This is a genomic window from Kitasatospora sp. NPDC056138 (assembly GCF_042264695.1).
Classification (GTDB): domain Bacteria; phylum Actinomycetota; class Actinomycetes; order Streptomycetales; family Streptomycetaceae; genus Kitasatospora.
Genome location: NZ_JBHJVK010000074.1, coordinates 21,048 through 41,272, shown reverse-complemented (window position 1 = coordinate 41,272; position 20,225 = coordinate 21,048). Strand labels below are relative to the sequence as shown.

The 20,225-nt window shown below is 68.8% G+C and carries 12 protein-coding genes and 1 pseudogene; 8 read left to right on the top strand and 5 right to left on the bottom strand.

Annotated elements, in window-relative coordinates; all coding sequences use genetic code 11:
• Window positions 1-92 precede the first annotated feature (92 nt).
• Window positions 93-897, bottom strand: a pseudogene (locus ACFC1R_RS32205) (IS5 family transposase).
• Between the two features lie 572 nt (window positions 898-1,469).
• Here ACFC1R_RS32205 and ACFC1R_RS32200 point away from each other — a divergent pair.
• From ACFC1R_RS32200 to ACFC1R_RS32170, 7 genes are all read left to right on the top strand, one after another.
• Window positions 1,470-2,333 (top strand): SDR family oxidoreductase, encoded by an 864-nt coding sequence (locus tag ACFC1R_RS32200; protein WP_375944704.1) that lies wholly within the window; start codon window positions 1,470-1,472, stop codon window positions 2,331-2,333.
• Window positions 2,320-4,215 (top strand): NAD-dependent malic enzyme, encoded by a 1,896-nt coding sequence (locus ACFC1R_RS32195; RefSeq protein ID WP_375944710.1) that lies wholly within the window; start codon window positions 2,320-2,322, stop codon window positions 4,213-4,215. The genes ACFC1R_RS32200 and ACFC1R_RS32195 overlap by 14 nt, the downstream gene beginning before the upstream one ends.
• Window positions 4,212-5,669, top strand: coding sequence for a class II fumarate hydratase (fumC, locus tag ACFC1R_RS32190; RefSeq protein WP_375944702.1), 1,458 nt, complete (start codon window positions 4,212-4,214; stop codon window positions 5,667-5,669). The genes ACFC1R_RS32195 and fumC overlap by 4 nt, the downstream gene beginning before the upstream one ends.
• A gap of 352 nt (window positions 5,670-6,021) precedes the next feature.
• Entirely contained in the window at window positions 6,022-6,717 is a 696-nt protein-coding gene (locus ACFC1R_RS32185) for a type 1 glutamine amidotransferase domain-containing protein (protein WP_375944700.1), read from the top strand.
• Between the two features lie 561 nt (window positions 6,718-7,278).
• Complete coding sequence (locus ACFC1R_RS32180; protein WP_375944698.1) at window positions 7,279-8,046, top strand: SDR family NAD(P)-dependent oxidoreductase; 768 nt, start codon at window positions 7,279-7,281, stop codon at window positions 8,044-8,046.
• A gap of 224 nt (window positions 8,047-8,270) precedes the next feature.
• Window positions 8,271-10,100, top strand: coding sequence for a glycoside hydrolase family 15 protein (locus ACFC1R_RS32175; protein ID WP_375944696.1), 1,830 nt, complete (start codon window positions 8,271-8,273; stop codon window positions 10,098-10,100).
• Window positions 10,101-10,566: 466 nt separating this feature from the next.
• On the top strand, window positions 10,567-11,664 hold the full coding sequence (locus ACFC1R_RS32170) for a hypothetical protein (protein WP_375944694.1): 1,098 nt from the start codon (window positions 10,567-10,569) through the stop codon (window positions 11,662-11,664).
• A gap of 278 nt (window positions 11,665-11,942) precedes the next feature.
• On the opposite strand, the gene ACFC1R_RS32165 is transcribed toward ACFC1R_RS32170, so the two are convergent.
• Window positions 11,943-12,590 (bottom strand): hypothetical protein, encoded by a 648-nt coding sequence (locus tag ACFC1R_RS32165; protein WP_375944692.1) that lies wholly within the window; start codon window positions 12,588-12,590, stop codon window positions 11,943-11,945.
• Window positions 12,591-12,772: 182 nt separating this feature from the next.
• Between ACFC1R_RS32165 and ACFC1R_RS32160 the strand changes: the two genes are divergently transcribed.
• Window positions 12,773-13,147, top strand: a complete 375-nt coding sequence (locus ACFC1R_RS32160; RefSeq protein WP_375944690.1) for an immunity 22 family protein — start codon at window positions 12,773-12,775, stop codon at window positions 13,145-13,147.
• Between the two features lie 136 nt (window positions 13,148-13,283).
• Here ACFC1R_RS32160 and ACFC1R_RS32155 read toward each other — a convergent pair whose 3' ends face one another.
• The 3 genes from ACFC1R_RS32155 to ACFC1R_RS32145 all read right to left on the bottom strand — a co-directional run bounded on the left by ACFC1R_RS32155 (window position 13,284) and on the right by ACFC1R_RS32145 (window position 20,188).
• The gene (locus ACFC1R_RS32155) at window positions 13,284-15,818 is read right to left on the bottom strand and encodes a SpoIIE family protein phosphatase (RefSeq protein ID WP_375944688.1); all 2,535 of its coding nucleotides are present in this window, start codon (window positions 15,816-15,818) and stop codon (window positions 13,284-13,286) included.
• Between the two features lie 115 nt (window positions 15,819-15,933).
• Window positions 15,934-19,563, bottom strand: a complete 3,630-nt coding sequence (locus ACFC1R_RS32150) for a HAMP domain-containing protein (protein WP_375944686.1) — start codon at window positions 19,561-19,563, stop codon at window positions 15,934-15,936.
• Between the two features lie 187 nt (window positions 19,564-19,750).
• Complete coding sequence (locus tag ACFC1R_RS32145) at window positions 19,751-20,188, bottom strand: hypothetical protein (RefSeq protein ID WP_375944684.1); 438 nt, start codon at window positions 20,186-20,188, stop codon at window positions 19,751-19,753.
• Window positions 20,189-20,225: the final 37 nt, after the last annotated feature.

The window sequence follows — 20,225 nt, the reverse complement described above, 5'->3', positions numbered from 1 at the left end:
CACGGTTTGTTGCTCACGCCATCACGAACGGACGAATCGTCACATCGGTCACGCCCCACCAGCAACGATCAGCAAGATCGTGTTACGAGTTCTTAGAACTCGTAACACGATCGCTGTGACTGGGTGTTGAGTCGTCGCCGGCAGATGAGTCCGTGGGCGAGTGAGACGAAGGCGTTGTGGAGGTCGAGACGCCGTTCCCAGCGGACGGCGAGACGCTCGAACTGGTGGAGTTGGGCGAAGGTCCGCCCGACGGCGTAGCGGAGCTCGCCGAGGTCGATGATGTCGCGTTCCCCCGGTTGCGGGAGATGACCGGCAGGATGCCTCGTCTGCGCGGCTCACGGCGGTTGGGGTTGCTGTCGTAGCCCTTGTCGCCGAGCAGGGCGTCGGGGCGCTTGCGGGGGTGGCCGATCCGGCCGGCGAGCGGTGGGACGCTGTCGACCAGGGCGAGGGTCTGGGTGACGTCGTTGACGTTGGCCGCGGTGGTGATCACGTGGAACGGGATGCCGCCGCTGATCAGGTGGTGTTTGCTGCCGGTCCTGCGGTGGTCGACCGGCGACGGGCCGGTGGCCTCGTCCCCGTTTTCGCGCGCACGTGTGAGGCGTCCACACAGGCGCGCGTCCAGTCGATCTGCCCGGCCGCGTTCAACTCGGCCAGGAGTGTGCGGTGCAGGGCCTCGAACGCCCCGGCTTCCTGCCATCGACCCGGACGGCGCCAGCAGGTCTGCCCCGAGCCGAAGCCCAGCTCCATGGGCAGCTGCTGCCAGGTGGTCCCGGTGTACAGGACGAACAGGATGCCCTGCAGACAGCACCGATCGTCCACCGGACGCGGCCCCGGCGACCGCTCCGGCCAGGCCGGCAGCAGCGGCTCATTCCGGGCCCACAGCTCGTCGTCCACGATCCACGGCTTGTTGCTCACACCCTCACGAACGGACGAATCGTCACATCCGTCACGCCCTACCAGCAACGACCAGCAAGATCCTGTTACGAGTTCTATGCGGTCACAGCGCTAGGCATAACTTCAGGTCGCGTCCGGATCATGATCGGAACGGTCTTCCAGCGGGCTCACGGGGCGAAGAAAAGTCCACGATCTTGGAAGACCATGCCTGCCTTACGTCTGGGTCGACCAACCCGCCGCAGACAGTGGCGCTAATCGGACGATCCGTCACTTTTCCTAGCCTGTCCAAGTTCTGAGTGGAAGTCATCAATCACTGTGCGCGCTGCTCTTAGCTCTTGAGCATTGCTCCCTCCCGCGCGGCCAATACCCGATTGGGCTACTTGGATTGCCGTCCCCGGTGGAATGCGTCGATCATAATCGTGCAACGCTCCCGGCCAGAATTCTTCGCCTACTACCCCGAAAGGGAGCGTCCTCGCGCACGACAGCCAGCGTGTCGGCGTGCCTCAGTCGACTCTCAGTGAACGGTCAAAGCGTCGACGACTGCGGGACCAACACCATGAAAGGATGCACTCGGCATGGCGAATGCGGAACTCAGGAAGGTCCTTGTCACGGGAGCGGGCACCGGCTTCGGGTTCGAAGCCGCTATGCGCCTGGCAGAGAAGGGCTTCGACGTGATTGCGGGGGTGGAGATCTACGCCCAGGTGCAAACACTGAAGTGGCAGGCGGCTGAGCGCGGAGTCAAGCTTCAGGTCGAGAAGCTCGACGTCACGAACGACGGTGACCGTCGCAAGGCTCTCAACTGGGGTGTGGAAATCCTCGTAAACAACGCCGGAGTCGGCGAAGGCGGCTCCACAGTTGACATTCCCGAGTCGAACATTCGGCACCAGTTCGAGGTCAACGTCACCGGGCCCCTGGTCCTCACTCAGGGGATCGCCAAGCAGATGGTCAAGCGCGGGGCAGGCCGCATCGTCTGGGTTTCTTCGAGGGAGGGCCTGAACGTCAACCCGTTCACCGGCATCTACTCCGCCTCCAAGCACGCAGTCGAGGCGATCGCCGAGACTATGGCCTACGAGCTGCAGGAGCACAACATCGAAGTCGCCACGGTCAACCCTGGGCCCTTCTTGACCGGGTTCAACGACCGCATGTTCCAGACCTGGGAGAGCTGGGAAGATGACCCGTCCCAGCGGCTCTTTGACTACTCCAAGCTCTCCTTCCCCCGCGCGCAGTTCGACCCTGAAGCGGTCCATGCGACGTTGACGGCCGTCGCTGCCGGCGAAGTGGACAGTTACCGCAATTTGGAGCCCAAGTCGATGCTTGAAGAGACCAAGCATCTTCAGGAGGTTCCGTGGGAGCGCAAGATCACGGACGGCCTTGGGACCCGACACCCGGCCATCCGGCATTCCTACGAGATGAAACCGGAGACTCCTGTCGCCGAGTGACCCCCGCTCCGCAGGTGACCGCGGGCAGAAGAGGTTCCTGAGTTGCACCGGCGGTCGCGCACCGCCCGTCCTCCCCTGCTGCAGGAGTGCTCGTGCCCGAGGACGGCCGGGTTGTGGAAAGCAACAGCAGTCATTTCGTGAAGACCAACGGTGGACCGGGCGGTCACACTCCGAGCCATGCACTGCCACGAGCGCACGACACTCACGAAACGCCGAAAGGACATCAATGTCTGTCAAGCCGACCGTGCTGCAGGATCGCTATCGCAATCGCGGCACCGCGTACACCCTGGAGGAGCGGGCGAGGCTTGGGATCACCGGGCGACTGCCAGCAGCTGTCGAGAGTCTCGACGAGCAGGCCGACCGGGCCTATACACAGCTCCAGCAGCAGCCTTCCGACCTGCACAGGTACATCTACCTTAATGAGGTCCACGACCGCAATCAGGTGCTGTACTTCAAGTTGCTCGCCGACCACCTGCACGAGTTGCTGCCCGTGGTCTACGACCCCACCGTCGGCGAAGCGATCGAGAAGTGGTCCGTCGACTACCGCGACTCGCGCGCGGTGTACCTGTCGATCGACCGTCCCGAGGACGTGAGAGCTTCGTTCGAGTCGCTCGGCCTTGGTGCGGACGACGTCGATCTGGTCGTCGTATCTGACGCCCAGGAGATTTTGGGTATCGGGGACTGGGGCGTCAACGGGACCGACATCTCCATCGGCAAGCTTGCCGTCTACACCGCCGCGGCTGGCATCCACCCGAACCGGGTCATCGCCGTCAACCTTGACGTGGGGACAGATAACGAGCAGTTGCTCAACAGCCCCTCCTATCTGGGAAACCGGCACGCACGGGTGACCGGAAAGCGGTACGACGACTTCATCGCTCTCTACCTCAAGACAGCGTCCGAGTTGTTCCCGAACGCGCTCCTGCACTTCGAAGACTTCGGGCCGTCGAACGCCCGGAGGATCCTGGTGGAAAACGCCGACAAGTATCGGATCTTCAACGACGACATGCAGGGCACCGGCGCGATCGTCATGGCATCGGTCTTCTCGGCTCTGAAGGTGACCGGCGGACGCTGGTGCGAGCAGCGCCTGGTGGTCTTCGGCGCAGGAACCGCTGGGACCGGTATGGCCGACCAAATCCACGCAGCCATGCTGCGTGACGGCGCATCGCCCGAACAGGCGAAGAGCAACATCTGGCTCGTGGACATCGACGGCTTGGTGACCGACGACATGCAGGACCTGCCTGACTATCAGCAGGTGTATGCACGGCCGAAGTCCGAGGTCAGCGAGTGGTCCGACGGTGAGATCGATCTGCTCACCACCGTCAAGCACGCAAAGCCAACCATCCTTATCGGTACTTCTACCGCTCACAACGCGTTCACCGAGGAGGTCGTGAGGGCGCTGGCCGCCAGCGTCGAGCGCCCCATCCTCCTGCCGCTGTCCAACCCGACGAGTCGCATCGAGGTCATGCCGTCGGACGCGTTGCCCTGGTCCGAGGGCAGGGCTCTGATCGCAGTCGGCATCCCCGTCGAACCGGTGGAGTACAACGGCGTCTCCTACGAGATCGGGCAGGCCAACAACGCCCTCCTCTACCCCGGACTCGGCCTCGGCACGATCGTGTCCGGTGCCCGCCACGTGACGGACAACATGCTGCTCGCTGCCGCCGAAGCGGTGGCAAGCCAGGTCGATGTGTCACGGCCTGGGGCATCACTCCTGCCGCCGGTCTCAAACCTCAGGGCCTCGTCCGCGACGGTCGCGCTCGCCGTCGCCCGCGCCGCAGCGAAGGACGGTGTCGCAACGAGGTCCCCCGCCAACCTCACTCAGGCCGTCCAGGACGCGATGTGGGAGCCGGTCTACCCCGCGAGCGATCCGGAGGACCGGCGATGAGCGACAACCAGTCAACTCCCGCGATGAAAGACCTGCCGATCAGGATCCAGGCCAGCGGAAAGCGACAGGAATTCGACAGCATGGGCACGGTCGAGGTGCCGGCGGACCGGTACTGGGGGGCACAGACGCAGCGGTCGCTCATCCACTTCTCCATCGGCGATGACCGAATGCCGAAGGAGGTCTACCACGCCTACGGCTACGTGAAGAAAGCGGCAGCACTTGTCAACGCCAGCGCCGGGCGGTTGCCCGAGTGGAAGAAGCTGGCCATCGTGCGGGCCGCGGAGGAGACCATCACGGGAGAGCTTGACGAGCACTTTCCCCTCTTCGTGTGGCAGACGGGGTCCGGCACCCAGAGCAACATGAACGTCAACGAGGTCATCTCCAACCGTGCGTCGTATCTGCTCGGCGGCACGCTCGGGACCCAACAGCCGGTTGCCCCGAACGATGACGTCAACATGGGGCAGTCCAGCAACGACAGTTTTCCGACCGCCATGCACATTGCCTCCGTGCAGGAGGTCGACGACCATCTCCTTCCCCAGGCCCGCGATCTTGCCGCTTCCATCGAGGCAAAGGTCGAGGAGTGGGCCGAGGTCGTCAAGATCGGCCGTACGCACCTCGAGGATGCAGTACCGCTTACGGTCGGGCAGGAGTGGTCCGGTTATGCCGCGCAATTGCGCGCCTGCATCGCGGAGATCGAGCACTGTCGCCATGGCCTGCTCGAACTGGCCCTAGGCGGAACGGCCGTCGGCACGGGACTGAACGCGCCCAAGGGATTCAGTCGTGACGTAGCAGCGCAGATTGCCAAGCTAACCGGCAAACCGTTTGTCACGGCCGAGAACAAGTTCATGGCACAGGGGTCGCTGGACCCGATGGTACGGGCGCACGGGGCACTGCGCGGACTTGCCGTGGCCTTGATGAAGATCGCCAACGACATGCGATGGCTGGCCTCGGGTCCGCGCACCGGGCTCGCCGAACTGCTGCTTCCCCAGAACGAGCCCGGCTCCTCGATCATGCCCGGCAAGGTCAATCCGACCCAGTGCGAAGCCATCGTGATGATCGCGATTCAGGTACTCGGCAACGACTCCACGGTGGCCTTCGCCGGCAGTCAGGGCAACTTCGAGCTGAACGCGATGCGCCCGGTGATCATTAAAAACTTCCTCCACTCCGCGCGCATCCTCGCCGACGGGATGCAGAAGTTCCGGACGTTCTCCGTCAATGACACGAAGCTCAACAAGGAAAAAATCGCGCAGTACGTGAACGAGAGCCTGATGTTGGTCACGGCGCTAAGCCCTGTCATCGGCTACCAGAACGCCGCACACATCGCCGAGTCCGCGCTGGCCAATGACCAGACGCTGAAAGAGGCCGCTCTGGCAAGCGGTCACGTCGACGAGAAAACATTCGACTCCATTGTCGATCCGCTCTCCATGGTTGGCCAGGGCCCTTCCGGTGCCTGATTCCAGCGTGCCCCGGGTGGAGGCTGAACTGTTCCGAGGTCTCTGGAGGCTTTGACCTCGTTGTTTCATCACCGCGGTCGCTGTGGGCGGGACAGGGCTCCGGCAAAGTGACAGATCGTGCGATCAGTCACGGTCTGCGGTGGGTGAGTCAGCCCGCACATGAGACAAGCACAGACTTCCAGGATCACGGAGTTCTCGACGCCCCGTGCCCCTGCTGGAAGACCATCCCTGCCGCCACCTCATCACTGATCCCACCTGCTCTTGACCAACTCCGCGGCCGATTCCCTCCCGATCGCGACCTGAACCGCTCTCGCTGGCATCAGATTCCTCCGACCTTCAAAGGCGTGCTCTCATGGCCAAGATCCTTTTCGTGATGACCGGAGCAAGCTACTGGACGCTCAAGGACGGTCACCGCCACCCCACCGGGTACTGGGCTGAGGAGTTCGCAAGTCCGTACAGAGTGTTCACCGGGGCCGGCCACGAGGTCACCATCGCCACCCCAGGCGGTGTCGTACCCGTCTGCGACACCATGAGCCTGCGCCCCCGCTTCACAGGGGGAGAAGATGCATCCGTCGAACAGGAAGGCATCATCGAAGAGGCCGAGCAGCTTCGCCACGCCATCCCGATCAAGGACGTGGACCTCCATGACTACGACGCGGTCTACTACCCAGGAGGCCACGGCCCCATGGAGGACCTCTGGTGCGATGCCGATTCCGGGCTGCTGCTGAGGAGAGCCCTCGCGTCCGGCAAACCACTCGGCCTCGTCTGCCACGCCCCGGCGGCACTGCTCGCCACCCGGGACGAAAAGGGTGACACACCGTTTGCCAACTACCGCGTCACCGGCTTCACGAACGACGAGGAGGCGGGCGTCGGCTTCGCCGACAAGGCCAAGTGGCTCATGGAGGACGAGGTCAGGAACCTTCCCACAGACTACTCGCGCGGCCCGATGTGGGAGTCATACACGATGGTTGACCGCAACCTGTACACCGGGCAGAATCCGGCGTCCTCTGGCCCCCTGGCCACGATCATGCTCAAAAGCCTCTCGTAGGCACGGCACCAATCGCGTCGCCGCGCGCCAGCACGCACTACCGACGCAGCCTTCCGCGTGTCCTTTCAGTCCCGATGCCGACGAAGCGGTGTCCTTGGCAATCGACTGCTCGAGATACTCCCCTAGAACTCGTAACAGGATCTTGCTGGTTGTTGCTGGTGGGGCGTGACGGATGTGACGATTCGTCCGTCCGTGAGGGTGTGAGCAACAAGCCGTGGATCGTGGACGACGAGCTGTGGGCCCGGAATGAGCCGCTGCTGCCGGCCTGACCGGAGCGGTCGCCGGGGCCGCGTCCGGTGGACGATCGGTGCTGTCTGCAGGGCATCCTGTATGGGGCTGCCTTCGGGTTGTCTGTCCAGGCCGCGGGCCATAAGGGCCATCACGTGCCGCCGTTCGATGGATGCGGCAGTCGGGTCCGATGCGGCCGGTCGTCCGGCTGGGACACCTTTTTCGCAGGGGTACTGGGGGATACGCCCCTGCCCGAAGAGGAACCCAGTGTCGTGCGGGTTCCAACCGCGCACCTGTCGTGCACTTGCACGATCACAGAAAGGGATGGTCGACGTGTCTGATCCCGTCGTCCTCATCACGGGCGCACTCACCGGTATCGGTCGTGCCACCGCCTTGGCTTACGCCCGTCAGGGCGCGAACCTTGTGGTCTCCGGCCGCCACGAGGACGTGGGTGAGCAGTTTGCCAGGGAACTGGCCGACCTCGGCGCCCAGGCCGAGTTCGTGCGTGCCGACGTCCGCTTCGACGCCGAGGTGGAGGAGCTCGTCGACCGCGCGGTCGCGCGGTTCGGACGGCTCGACGTCGCCTTCAACAACGCCGGCACCGAGGGAACGCCCAGCCCCGTCAGCGAGGTGACCGACGAACGCTACCAGGCCGTCTTCGACACCAACGTCAAGGGAACGCTGCTGTGCCTGAAGCACGAGTTCCGGGTCATGAGGGAACAGGGCGGCGGCAGCATCGTCAACGTCAGCTCCTGCTTCGGCCTGATGGGTTACCCCGGGGCGACGTTGTACGTCGGAAGCAAGCACGCCGTCGTAGGCATCACCAAGGCGGCCGCGCTCGAAGGCGCCGCTCACGGTATCCGGGTCAACGCGGTCGCGCCCGGCTACACCCGGACCGCCATGTACGAGCGGTTCACCGGCGACGACACGGCGCGTGAAGCGGTCGATTCGGTGCTGCCCATGCACCGTGCGGGCACCCCGGAGGAGATCGCCCAGGCCGTCCAGTTCCTGGGGTCGGACGGGGCGAGCTATGTCACCGGGCACATCCTCCTGGCCGACGGCGGCCTGATGGCGGGCGGTCCCCTGTTCCCGAGCTCGTGAACCGCGAGGCTGGCCACGGCGTGCATGCGGCCATCGGGGGCACGGACGGCAGCTCTTGGCTCCTCCTACAGCCGAGGTATGACGTTGGGTGAATCCGCTGTGAACGGAGGCTTCGGGATCAATGCTCCTCAGGCATCTGAAGCAACCTGCGGCGCGGGCGACCGATCCTCACGTCGTCCTCACCGGACCGCCTCGCCCGGCCCGAGATGGACGGGATGCGACGAATGAGCGCACGACCGATCAGTGACCACGCCCTGCTCTCCGACTGCCGTTCGGCCGCCCTGGTCACCTCCGACGGCTCAGTGGACTGGCTGTGCCTTCCCCGATTCGACAGCCCGGCGATCTTCGCCCGCCTCCTCGACGAGAGCGCAGGCCACTGGTCCATCCGCCCCACCGAACCTGCCGACACCAGCCGCCGCTACCTCGAAGACACTCTCGTCCTGGAGACGACCTTCCGCACGGCCGACGGCACGGCGGTGCTGCGCGACGCCCTCGCCCTGGGACGGCGCGAACGCGGCCACGCACTCGGCAGCACCTCCCCGGGAGTGCTCCTGCGCCAGATCACCTGCACCGAAGGACAGGTGACCATCGAGATCGCCTACGCGCCGCGCCCGGAGTTCGGACTGGTCCACCCGCTCCTCTCACCCCTGCGGGGCGGACTCGCCGCGCACGGGGGCGCCCACATCCTGCTCCTGTCGAGCCCCGTAGACTTGCGGGTCAGCGGCTCCACGGCACACGGCCGGATCCCGCTGCGGGCAGGGCACCGCCTGGGATTCGCCCTGAACGTCGTGCCGGCCTGGGAGCGCGAGCCGATGCGCTGGCGTGCCGGGCGTATCCGACGCCGCCTCGGCGACACCGTCAACGGCTGGCGCTCGTGGTCGCGGCTCCATCGCGCGTATGTCGGCCCCTGGCAGGACGAGGTGGGCCACAGCGGACGGGTGCTGCGCGCCCTGACGTTCGCGCCGACCGGCGCCATCGTCGCGGCGGCCACCACCTCCCTGCCCGAGCGAGTGGGCGGAACACGCAACTGGGACTACCGGTACACCTGGGTCCGCGACGCGAGCTTCACCCTTCAGGCGCTGGCCACGGCCGCCTGCCACAAGGAGAAGGAGAAGTTCTTCGACTTCCTCGCCCGAGCCGCGGTGAACCAGCTCGACCGCGGCGTCGACCTGCAGATCATGTACGGCATCGGCGGGGAACGCGATCTGAGCGAGCGGCTCCTGCCCCACCTGACCGGCTGGCGCGACAGCAGCCCCGTTCGGAGCGGCAACGACGCGTGGCGCCAACGTCAACTCGACGTCTACGGCGAACTCCTCGACGCCGCTCACGAGACCCTCCCGCCCGGCGAGCGTCTGGACCCAGTCACCCGCACACTCCTGGTCCAGGCGGCGGAGACAGCCGCCCAGCGGTGGTCCCAACCGGATCAGGGCATCTGGGAGCGACGCGGGCCCAGCAGACACTTCCTGCACTCGAAACTGATGTGCTGGGTCGCCTTGGACCGTGCCATCGCCATGGCACCCACGCTCCAGGCCGAAGCCCGCGCACCCTACTGGCGGCACGAGCGCGACCGGATCCGCGAAGCCATCGAAGAGCGCGGCTGGAGTCCCCGCCTGGGCGCCTTCACCCAGGCATTCGGCACTGAGGAACTCGACGCCTCGACGCTGATGCTGCCCATCGTCGGCTTCCTGCCGCCTGACGACCCCCGCGTCCAGTCCACCGTGCTGGCCATCGCCACCCACCTGACCGACCGCGGCGGCCTGGTCCGCCGCTACCTCAGCGACGAGCTGCCGGAAGACGAAGGCGCCTTCCTGCTGTGTACCTTCTGGCTTGCCCATGCCCTCGCCCTCACCGGCGACACCACCCGCGCACGGCACGTCTTCCAGACCGCCCTCGCGCATGCCAACAACGTCGGGCTGCTGGCCGAGGAAACCGACTCCGCCACAGGGGAGGCCCTCGGTAACTTCCCGCAGGCCTTCAGCCACATCGGCCTGATCAACGCCGCCCGCGCCATCCGCGATGCCGAGAGGCAATCCACGCACATGCAGCCTCGATGAGCGTGTCTGGAAGATCGTGTAAGACCGACCGGCACATGGATCACTTGAGGCGGCGGGCGGCGGTCGGCTGACGCCTGGGGCCAGATCTCGACCAAGTACTCAAAGGCTCCGGGGGGGTGGTTATGGTCACCGGGCGACAGCTGATCACCGCCGAGGTGAAGTCGGCGGCCGCGGTCTACAGCAAGGTCTCGTCGGACCGGGAGACGTACAGCGATCCGCCGGCTTCGCCCCCCATGAGGACACGTGGAACTTCCGGCCGATCAGCGTCGCCACCCGCGCACCGGTCCACACCTGGTCCTCGTCCCATTGGCAATGTCGCCGGCCGGAGCCAGCTCAGTGGAACGCGGGCGGCGAGCCGGCGAGCGTCGGGGTCGTCGTGTCGCGGTGCCGGGTCCGCCCGGCGACGTCTGCGTTCCCCCCATAGGGTTGGGGTCGCACCGTCCGTCGTCTGTGGCTGGAAGAAACCGTGACCATCACCGCTCGTCTCGTCACCACCATCGCCGCTCCGCTGGAGCCGGCGGCAGCAGAGGCTCCGCGGGTACTGCACTGGCCCGACCGCAGGATCCTCGTGCAGCGTGGTGACACCGAGGTGGTGGCCCTCGACCTGGACGTGCCGGGTACGGGTCGAACGTCGGAGGTCCGCTTCCCGGCGCCCTGGCCGCGCCACTTCGGATCGGTGACGGTGTCACCGGAGCGGGACGCCGCGGTGTTCGCCGGCGTGCACGCGGTGCGTTCGGTGAAGGCGACCGGTACGACGCGCTGGGAAGTGCAGCACGGCTGCTGGTACGGCGGCTGCACCCTCCTGCACCCCTCGTTCGACGAATACGCGCACGACCAGGACCACCGCTACGCTGACAGCGGCTCAGTCGCGGTCAGTGCGGACGGCGGGCTCGTGTGGGCCCACGTCCGCGCTCCGTTGGGCGGCGACGGGGACACGGAGGACTACCAGGAACTGTGGGTGGTCCTGGACGCCGGGGACGGAAGGGTCCTGGGACGTGTGGACACCATGACCGTGGCCTCCGAATCCGAGCACACTCCACACCCGGACCCTGCGCAGATGGGGCTGAGTGTGGGCGAGGGCGAGGAAGGGTCGCCTGCGCTGTGGGGCCGCTGGGACGGGCAGCAGCTGACCACCGAGCAGATCGGGATCGAGCAGGTCCTCCTGGCGGTGAGCCCGTCCGGCCGGCGCCTCCTGACCGTTGACATCGGGCAGTGGTCGCTCTCCCTCCACGAGGTGGGGAACGGTTCGGTCCTGCGGGAACTGGACGCCCAGGACACCGTGCCGGCACACCCGGGGAGCACTGGCGAGTCCAGGACCTACTGGGACTTTGACGCGGCCTTCGTCGACGAGGACACCCTGGTTGCCGGGACGTCCGAGTGCGACGCCGAATACGGCACGGCCCGTCACTGGCTGGTCGACGTGCACGGGATGACCCTGCGTGGCGAGATCTCCTACCCCGTTCCCGTCTCGGGGCCTGCCCGCGGAGCGGGGGGCGGCACCTGGTACACGATCTCCGAGGACGGAACGTCCGTGCATCTGTGGGAGCTGGCCGAAGGGAACTGACCTGGCCGGGTGGCGCCCTGGTCGTTCGACGAACAGCAGCGGCCGGGGCCCGGTGGTCCTGGGATGTGGGGCACGCGCAGGGCGGCGGGTCGACCGGCGCCGGGAGGGCCGCACGGGAGCGGATCCGGCTGCAGGCCGTGGGGGTTGGCTCCGGCACGGGTGGATACGTTGATCGGCAGGCTGGTCCTGATCTCGGGCTGCCCACACAACCGGTGATCACGCCGTACGCATCCGTCCTCCGGCGCCCGCAGGCAGGATCCCCGCCGCCCGGCGGAGCATCAGGACGCGCTTCCTGGATCTTGCCGCACCTGGTCGAGCAGGAGGTCGATGGCTGCCTTTGCCTCCGTCACGGGCGCACCGGTTGCCTTCCGCCAGGTGTTGATCGCCTGGATTCGGTCGCCCGCACGTGCGTGGGCGACGGCCAGCCTGGCATGCAGCGGGTGGCCCGGCAGCCGAGCAGGAACGGGTCTGCCACGTGTCGCACCGTCGCGGCCACTGGGGTCGAGCTCATCGAGCGAGGAGTGCAGCCCGTGGATCGGGGACCGTCCTGCCGGCTCCTCGGTGCGGACCGCCACGAGCTCCCAGCGGAAGTCCGTCGGCTCGGACCAGTCCTCGTCCAGCCCGATGCCCAACAGTCCTGGATCGTCGATCAGCTGGCAGACTCCGTAGAGGAGGTCGTGTTGCATCTCCCGCACGACATCGGTCAGATCGTCCGGGTCCACGCCGCACGCCAGGACCCGCTGCAACGCGTCCGTCCCCCCGTCGGCGGGAACGCCGCCCCGCCGGCTGCCTCTGGAATCGATCCACGACGGGTAGCCGTCGGTGTAGCTGTCCTCGTCGACGACCATGCTCCACACAGCGGTCAGGAACGACTGGAGCGCATGCGCCGACCAGTCGTCAGGGTTGGAATCCTCGCGCTCGGCCATCCGCCAACACTGCCAGACGAGGCGTCCCGGGAACCAGTGGCCCCGAGGGCACGATCCACGGTCGGAATGACGGGGTCTGTTCCAGAAGCGGCCTCGGCGACTCGTTGACGGCGGAGCCGGTGTGCGAGCGGCAGCGTCATGGCGGGTCGCCCGCCGGTTCGGCCGTGGGCGACAATCGTCCGGTGACTGAAGTCGGCGTGGTGCACGTTTTCCTCTCGCGCGGCCGGTTCTCCTCGGAGGAGGCCGTCCGCGACTACATCGACCAGAGGTGGTCCGAGAACGGGGACGCAGAGCCATCCGCTTTCATGGGGGAGGCGGGAATCGCCGAGTTCAACCCGATGTGCGTCGAAGTCATCCACGCCCAGGACATCGGCCACCTCGCCCCGGTTCCCCCTGCAGTACTCCTTCGGGAGGCCTCGTACGCCGACCAGTGGCTGCCACAGGTCGAGTCAGCAGAGCCGGCCGACGCTGCGATCTGTGTCTTCGCTCCCAACATCGTCACCAACCCGTACGGCACCTCTCTGCGCTATCTCGGCCAGTTCGCCATCCGGGGCTGACGGTCTCCCGCTCTCCGAAGCCGGCCGGCCGGTGACCTCGGCCGACCGACATGGCGTCAACTCCGGCAGCACGGCGGCCAGGAGCAGCGCCGTCGACCGAGCCACCGCGACCACCCCCACCGGATCTGACAGAGCCTCACTCGGTGCGGCACTCCGGCGCCACCTCGACGGCGATCAGGCAGGTGTCGTCGTCGGTTTCGGCGGTGCTCCGGGCCAGTAGGCGGTCCAACAGGTCGTCCAGGTCGCCGCCGGGCCAGTTGAAGCCGTCCACCAGGTCGCGCAGCGAGTCCTCGACCGGGCGGTCCCGGCGTTCGACCAGTCCGTCGGTGCAGAGCAGCAGGATGTCGCCGGGGTCGAGGCGCAGGGTGAACTCCTCGTACTGGGCCTCGGGTCCGGCGCCCAGCAGGATCCCGTTCGGCATCGGCAGCAGCCGCCCCCGGCCTTCCCGGACCAGGATCGGCGGCAGGTGCCCGGCCCTGGCCCAGCACAACTCCCGACGGGCGGGCTCGTAGCGGGCGCAGACGGCGGTGGCGGTGTTCGGGTCGGTGAGTCCGGCGGCTGCGGAGTTGAGCCAGCCCAGCAGCCGGGCCGGGCCCGCCCCGGTGACCGCCAGGCCGCGGAGGGCGTTGCGCAGCGCGACCATGCCGGTGGCGGCCTCCACGCCGTGTCCGGCCATGTCGCCGACCGCCAGCAGGACGGCGCCGTCGGGCAGCAGCGCCACGTCGTACCAGTCCCCACCGACCCGCTCCTCCTGGGCGGCGGGGCGGTAGCGGACGGCGGCGCGCAGTCCGGCGGCGTCCAGCGGCGGCGGTTCGGACGGCAGGATGGCCTGCTGGAGGCGCAGTGCCAGGCGGTGGCGCTCGGCGGCCTGCTGTTCGCTGTCGGCGAGCCGTTCGCGGGTGGCCGCGAGGGCGATCTCGGTCCAGTGCTGGGTCGAGACGTCCTGGTAGACCCCGCGGACCGCGATCAGCCGTCCACCGGAGTCCGAGTCGGAGTCAGCGCCGGTGCCGGTGCCGGTGACAGGTTCGGCGACCACCCGGGTGTAGCGGGTCGGTCCGCCGGGCCGGACGAGGCGGAAGACCGCGGAGGACTCCCGGTGCTGTTCCAGAACGCTGCGCACCAGCCGTCGGACGGTCTGCTCGTCCTGGGGGTGGACGTGGGCGGGCAGGGCGGCGAACGGGACCGGGGTGGCGTGCGGCGGCAGCCCGTGCAGTTCGTACAGCCCGGAGTTCCACCAGATGGCGCCGCTGACCAGGTCTTCCTCGAAACCGCCGAGGCGGGCCAGCCGTTGGGCGTTGCGGACCAGGGCGGTCTGCCTGGCGTCCTCCTCCGCGAACCGCCAGCTGAGCAGCAGGTGGCCGTCGAGGCGGACCACGGCGATCTCCGGCCGGGCCGGCAAAGGCAGTTCGCCGCCCCGGAAGCTCAGGCGCAGTTCCGCGCCACGGATCGGCTCACCGGTGGCGTGCACCCGGTGCAGCCGTTCCAGCAGCCCTTCGGCACAGGCGAGCGGGTAGGTCTCGACCAGTGAGGCGCCCTCCAGGGTGTGGGCGGGCCGGCCGGCCGGGTCGACGAAACGGCTGTTGACGCGCAGGATCCGGAAGTCGGCAGGCTGCTCGTCCGGCCCTGGAACCGGAGCGAGCAGCAGAGCCGGGTCGAGAACGGCGTCGAGAACGGCGTCCGGGACGGTGCCGAGCCCGGTGCCGAGGTCGGCCTCGGGCACACTGCCGGGCGTCGTCCCTGCCACCTGCCGGCCGGGCCGAACGGACAGTACGGGCGGCGCAGTCGGCGCGGGCGGAGCGGACAGCGCGGACGGCGTCGGCAGCGTCAGCGCGCAGACATCGGCGAGCGCCCGCAGCTGGCGGCGTACTGCTTCGGTCGGCTCGGACGGGCTGCTGGGCCAGGCGAGTTCCAGGGCACCGAGCAGGCGGCCGTGCCGGCGGATCGGCAGCACGGCGCGGTAGGGGGCCGCCGCCTGCCCGAGGGTGGGTGCGCCGCCTACGGCGAGGGCGTCCGGCATGAGTTCCCGACCAGTACGGACAGCCTCCTGGGCCGGGCAGGCCACTCCGGGCGGGATGTGCCGCCAGCCTCTGACCGCAGCCTCCAGGAAGCCCGCGGCCCCGGCCAGGCCGAGCCCACCACCCGGCTCGACCGCCCAGACCACGACGCCGGTGACGCCGAGCAGGCTGCCGACGTGTTCGAGCACCGCCCCGGCGGCGGCCTGCGGATCGGTACCGGCTGCCGCAGGGGCGGCGACGGCCCGGCCGTCGACGGTCGGCGCAGCCGCGGGCGGCCCGGCGGCAGTCGGCCCGGCGGCGGTTGGACCGGCAGCGGCCAGACCGGTGGCCGGCGGTGCGGAATCGTCGCCGGACGGTCCGGCCCCGGTCGGTGCACCGGTGTCCGCGTGCTCGCCCAGGATCTCGGCGGCGAGCTCGGGTACCCGGACGTGCGCCTGCCCCGCGAGTACGGCGAGTTGCTCGGCGGCGTCGGCGGGCGGACAGCCGAGGCGCTCCGCCAGGATGCCGGTGGCGACCTCGACGAGCGGCCGGGCGGCCAGCGCGGAGCGCAGGCCGGCCAGCTCGGCCTGGAGCCTGCGCACCGCGGCGGCCAGTTCCCGGGCGCCCGGCTCCGGCCCGTCCGGCTGCGCGGCCGTCATCGAACCGGTCACGGTCATGCGGCCCCCTCCCTGGTCATCTCCGTGGTCGCCACCGTGCCCATCACCGTGGTCGTCACCGTGGTCGTCACCACCGCTGCTGCCGTGCCCGTCACCATGGCTGTCACCGTGCTCATCACCGCTCCAGCCAGCGCCGGATCCGGCTGACCAGGTACTCCGCGTCCACCGGTTTGGTGACGTGGTCGTTGGCACCGGCGGCGAGGCTCTTGGCCCGGTCGCCCGGCATCGCCTTGGCGGTCACCGCGATGATCGGGATCGTCGCGAACTCCGCGGTGTCCCGGATCGCCGCGGTCGCCGCGTAGCCGTCGAGCTCGGGCATCATGATGTCCATCAGGACCAGGCCGATGTCGGGGTGGTCGCGCAGCAGTTCCAGCCCGGCCCGCCCGTTCTCGGCGTGCAGCACCCGGACACCGTGCAGTTCCAGGATCCCGGTGATGGCGTAGACGGTCCGGACGTCGTCGTCGACCACCAGTACGGTCCGGCCGGACAGCGGGTCGTCGCCCTGGTCGAGTGGCACCGGCCGACCGGGCTCGGCCGCCCGACCGGGCCGGGGCCGGCCGGGCCGGGCGGAGCTCGCGCTGCCGATCGCGCGGACGATCCGCTCGCGCAGGTCGTCGAGGCCGACGACCACGTCGAGGTGCTCGGCCTGGAAGGGCCGGAGCTGCTCCCCCGGCCCGCCCGGGTAACCGAGCACCGGAACGGTGTGGCCGCCCTCCGCCAGAGCGGCCAGCAGCCGCCGTGCCCCGTCGTCGGGGAGCGCGAGGTCGAGGACTAGGCAGCGGCAGGGTTCGGCCGCCAGCGCCGCGAGGGTCTCGGCCACCCCGTCGGCACTGCGGACCGTGATCGCCGGTTCCCGGCCCGCCGTGGTGCTCTCCGCGAGCAGGGTCAGCAGGCCGGGCGAGTCGGCCTCGACGACCAGGAGTCCGGGCGGCCCGGGCCGCTGCCCGTCGGTCTCCGGCCCGTCCTTCGGGCGGGTGCCGACGGGCAGGTGCAGGGTGAAGCGGCTGCCCCCGCCCGGAGTGCTGACGACGGTGATGGTGCCGCCGAGCAGATGGGCGAGCTCCCGGCTGATGGACAGGCCGAGCCCGGTTCCGCCGTACCTGCGACTGGTGGTGCCGTCCGCCTGCTGGAAGGCCCCGAAGATGGACTCCAGGTGCTGGTCGGCGATGCCGATGCCGGTGTCCGTGACCCGGAAGGCGAGCGTGCCCGCCGAGTGGCGGAGCTCCTCGGGGAGTTCGCCCGGACTGCTCGGCTCGATCCGCAGCTCCACCCGGCCCCGGTCGGTGAACTTGATCGCGTTGGAGAGCAGGTTGCGCAGCACCTGGAGCAACCGGGCCTGGTCGGTGACCAGTTCCTCGGGAACCCCGGGCCCGGTGACCACCTCGAAGTCCAGGTTCTTCTGCCCCGCGAGCGGGCGGAAGGTCGACTCGACGTACTCCAGCAGCTCGCGCAGCGGGAAGGTCTCGACGCTGACGTCCATCTTCCCCGCCTCCACCTTGGACAGGTCGAGGATGTCGTTGATCAGCTGCAGCAGGTCGGAGCCGGCCGACCGGATCACCTCGGCGTACTCGACCTGCTTGGGCGTCAGGTTGCCGACCGGGTTCTGGGAGAGCAGCTGGGCGAGGATGAGCAGACTGTTGAGCGGGGTGCGCAGTTCGTGGCTCATGTTGGCGAGGAACTCGGACTTGTACATCGAGGTCCGGGTCAACTGCTGGGCACGTGCCTCCAGTTCACGGCGGGCCTGCTCGATCTCCAGGTTCTTCGCCTCGATGTCCCGGTTCTGCGCGGCCAGCAGGTCGGCCTTGTCCTCCAGTTCGGCGTTGGAGCGGCGCAGCTCCTCCTGCCCGGCCTGCAACTCCTCGGAACGGGACTGGAGTTCGGCGGTCAGCCGCTGGGACTCCCCCAGCAGCTCGTCGGTGCGGGCGTTGGCCAGCAGCGTGCTCAGGTTGGCGCCGACCGCCTCGGCGAAGCGCTCCAGGAAGTCGCGGTGCAACTGGCTGAAGGGGTGCAGTGCGGCCACCTCGACCACGCCGAGCAGCTGATCCTCGACCACGATCGGCAGCACGACCAGCTCGCGCGGGGCGGCCCGGCCGAGGCTGGAGGAGATGGTGGCGTAGCCGGGCGGGAGGTCGGTGACCGCGATGGTACGGCGGCTGCGGGCGGCCTGGCCGACCAGTGAACTGCCGAGCCGGATCCGGGTCGGACCGGCGCCGTCCTGGCGGCCGTAGGAGCTGATCAGGACGAGTTCGGTGTGCTCGGCGCCCTCCTCGGCGAGGTAGAAGGCGCCGTACTGGGCCGAGAGCAGCGGCGTGAGCTCGTCCATGATCAGCTCTGCCACCACCGCGAGTTCGCGGTGGCCCTGGATCAGGCCGGTGAGGCGGGCCAGGTTGGTCTTGAGCCAGTCCTGCTCCTGGTTGGCCCTGGTGGTGTCGCGCAGCGATCCGACCATGGCGTTGATGTTGTCCTTGAGGTCGGCGACCTCGCCGGAGGCGTCGACGGTGATGGAGCGGGTCAGGTCGCCCTCGGCGACCGCGCTGGTGACCTCCGCGATGGCCCGGACCTGCCGGGTGAGGTTCCCGGCGAGTCCGTTGACGTTCTCGGTGAGGCGCTTCCAGGTGCCCGAGACGCCCTCGACCTCGGCCTGGCCGCCCAGCCGCCCTTCGCTGCCGACCTCGCGGGCGACCCTGGTGACCTCGGCGGCGAAGGCGGAGAGCTGGTCGACCATGGTGTTGATGGTGGTCTTCAGGGCGAGGATCTCGCCCCGCGCGTCGACGTCGATCTTGCGGGTCAAATCGCCCTGGGCGACGGCGGTGGTGACCTGGGCGATGTTGCGGACCTGGCTGGTGAGGTTGTGGGCCATGAAGTTGACGTTGTCGGTCAGGTCCTTCCAGGTCCCGGCCACGTTGGGGACCCGCGCCTGGCCGCCGAGGATGCCCTCGGTGCCGACCTCGCGGGCCACCCGGGTCACTTCGTCCGCGAACGCCGACAGGGTGTCGACCATGGTGTTGATCGCCCCGGCCAGTGCCGCGACCTCGCCCTTGGCCTCCACGGTGATCCGCTGTGAGAGGTCGCCCTTGGCGACCGCCGTCGCCACCTGGGAGATCGAGCGGACCTGGCCGGTCAGGTTGGACGCCATGACGTTGACGTTGTCCGTGAGGTCCTTCCAGGTGCCCGAGACGCCCTGGACGGTGGCCTGCCCGCCGAGGTCACCCTCGGTGCCGACCGCCCGCGCGACCCGGGTCACCTCACCGGCGAACGCCGAGAGCTGGTCCACCATCGTGTTGATGGTGCTCTTCAGGGCGAGGACCTCGCCCCGCGCGTCCACGTCGATCTTCTGCGTCAGATCCCCCTTGGCCACCGCCGTCGCGACCTGGGCGATCGAGCGGACCTGCGCAGTCAGGTTGCCGGCCATGAAGTTGACCGAGTCGGTCAGGTCCCGCCAGGTGCCCACCGCCTGCGGCACCTCGGCCTGACCGCCGAGCCTGCCCTCGGTACCGACCTCGCGCGCCACCCGGGTCACCTCGGAGTTCACCCGGGAGAGCTGGTCGGCCATGTCGTTGAAGACGGTGGCGATCTCGCCCAGCAGTCCCGGGCCCGGCGGCAGCCGGATGCCGAAGTCACCGTCCCGGACGGCGGTCAGCCCGGCCAGCAGCTGCCGCAGTCCGCTGTCGGACAGGGTCTGCGCGCTGTGCGGCGCACCGCTCTGCGGCCCGCGCTCGGCGGGTGGTGGGGGGAGCTCTCGCATCCTCGGACCTCGGCTGAACTCGGTATCCCTGCTGGCGACCGCACCGGACCGGGGTCGAGCCGTGCACCGACGCCTGCCCGATCCACTCTCCCACTGTTCCCGGCACGGCGTACCGACGCCCGCCGGTGCCGACGGCCGGTGCGGGGGGCAAGCGGCCGGTGCGGGCGGTGCCGACGCGGCAGGACGCCTACGGCTCGCCGCCGCCCGCGCTGCCGGCGCTGTCGCCGTACCGCTCGTACCAGAGCCGGGCGCTCTCGTTCTGCCACTTCACCGCGCGGCCGACCTGGTCCTTGGAGAGGCCGCTGGCCAGTGCGAGCGCCTCCAGCGTCAGCGCCTCGCCACTGTGCTCCAGTGCCCGGCACACCTTGCCGGCCCACTGCTCCTCGGCGACGTAGGGACGTCGGCGGTACTGCTCCACCAGTTCGGCCAGGTGGTCCAGACTGCAGGCGGTGAGCACCCGCTTACCGTCGAAGTCGGGGTCGAAGGCGTGCAGCGCGGAGGAGTCCGGGACGAGTGCGTAGAGCTCCTCCCCGTCGTCCAGCACCGTGCCGCACTCGTCGCACAGCTCGGGCAACTCCGGGTCCGGTTCCTGGTCGTTCGGGCCGGTTTCGTCCATTCCGGTCATACCGGACGCCTACCCGGGGCCGGGTCCGGCACACCCG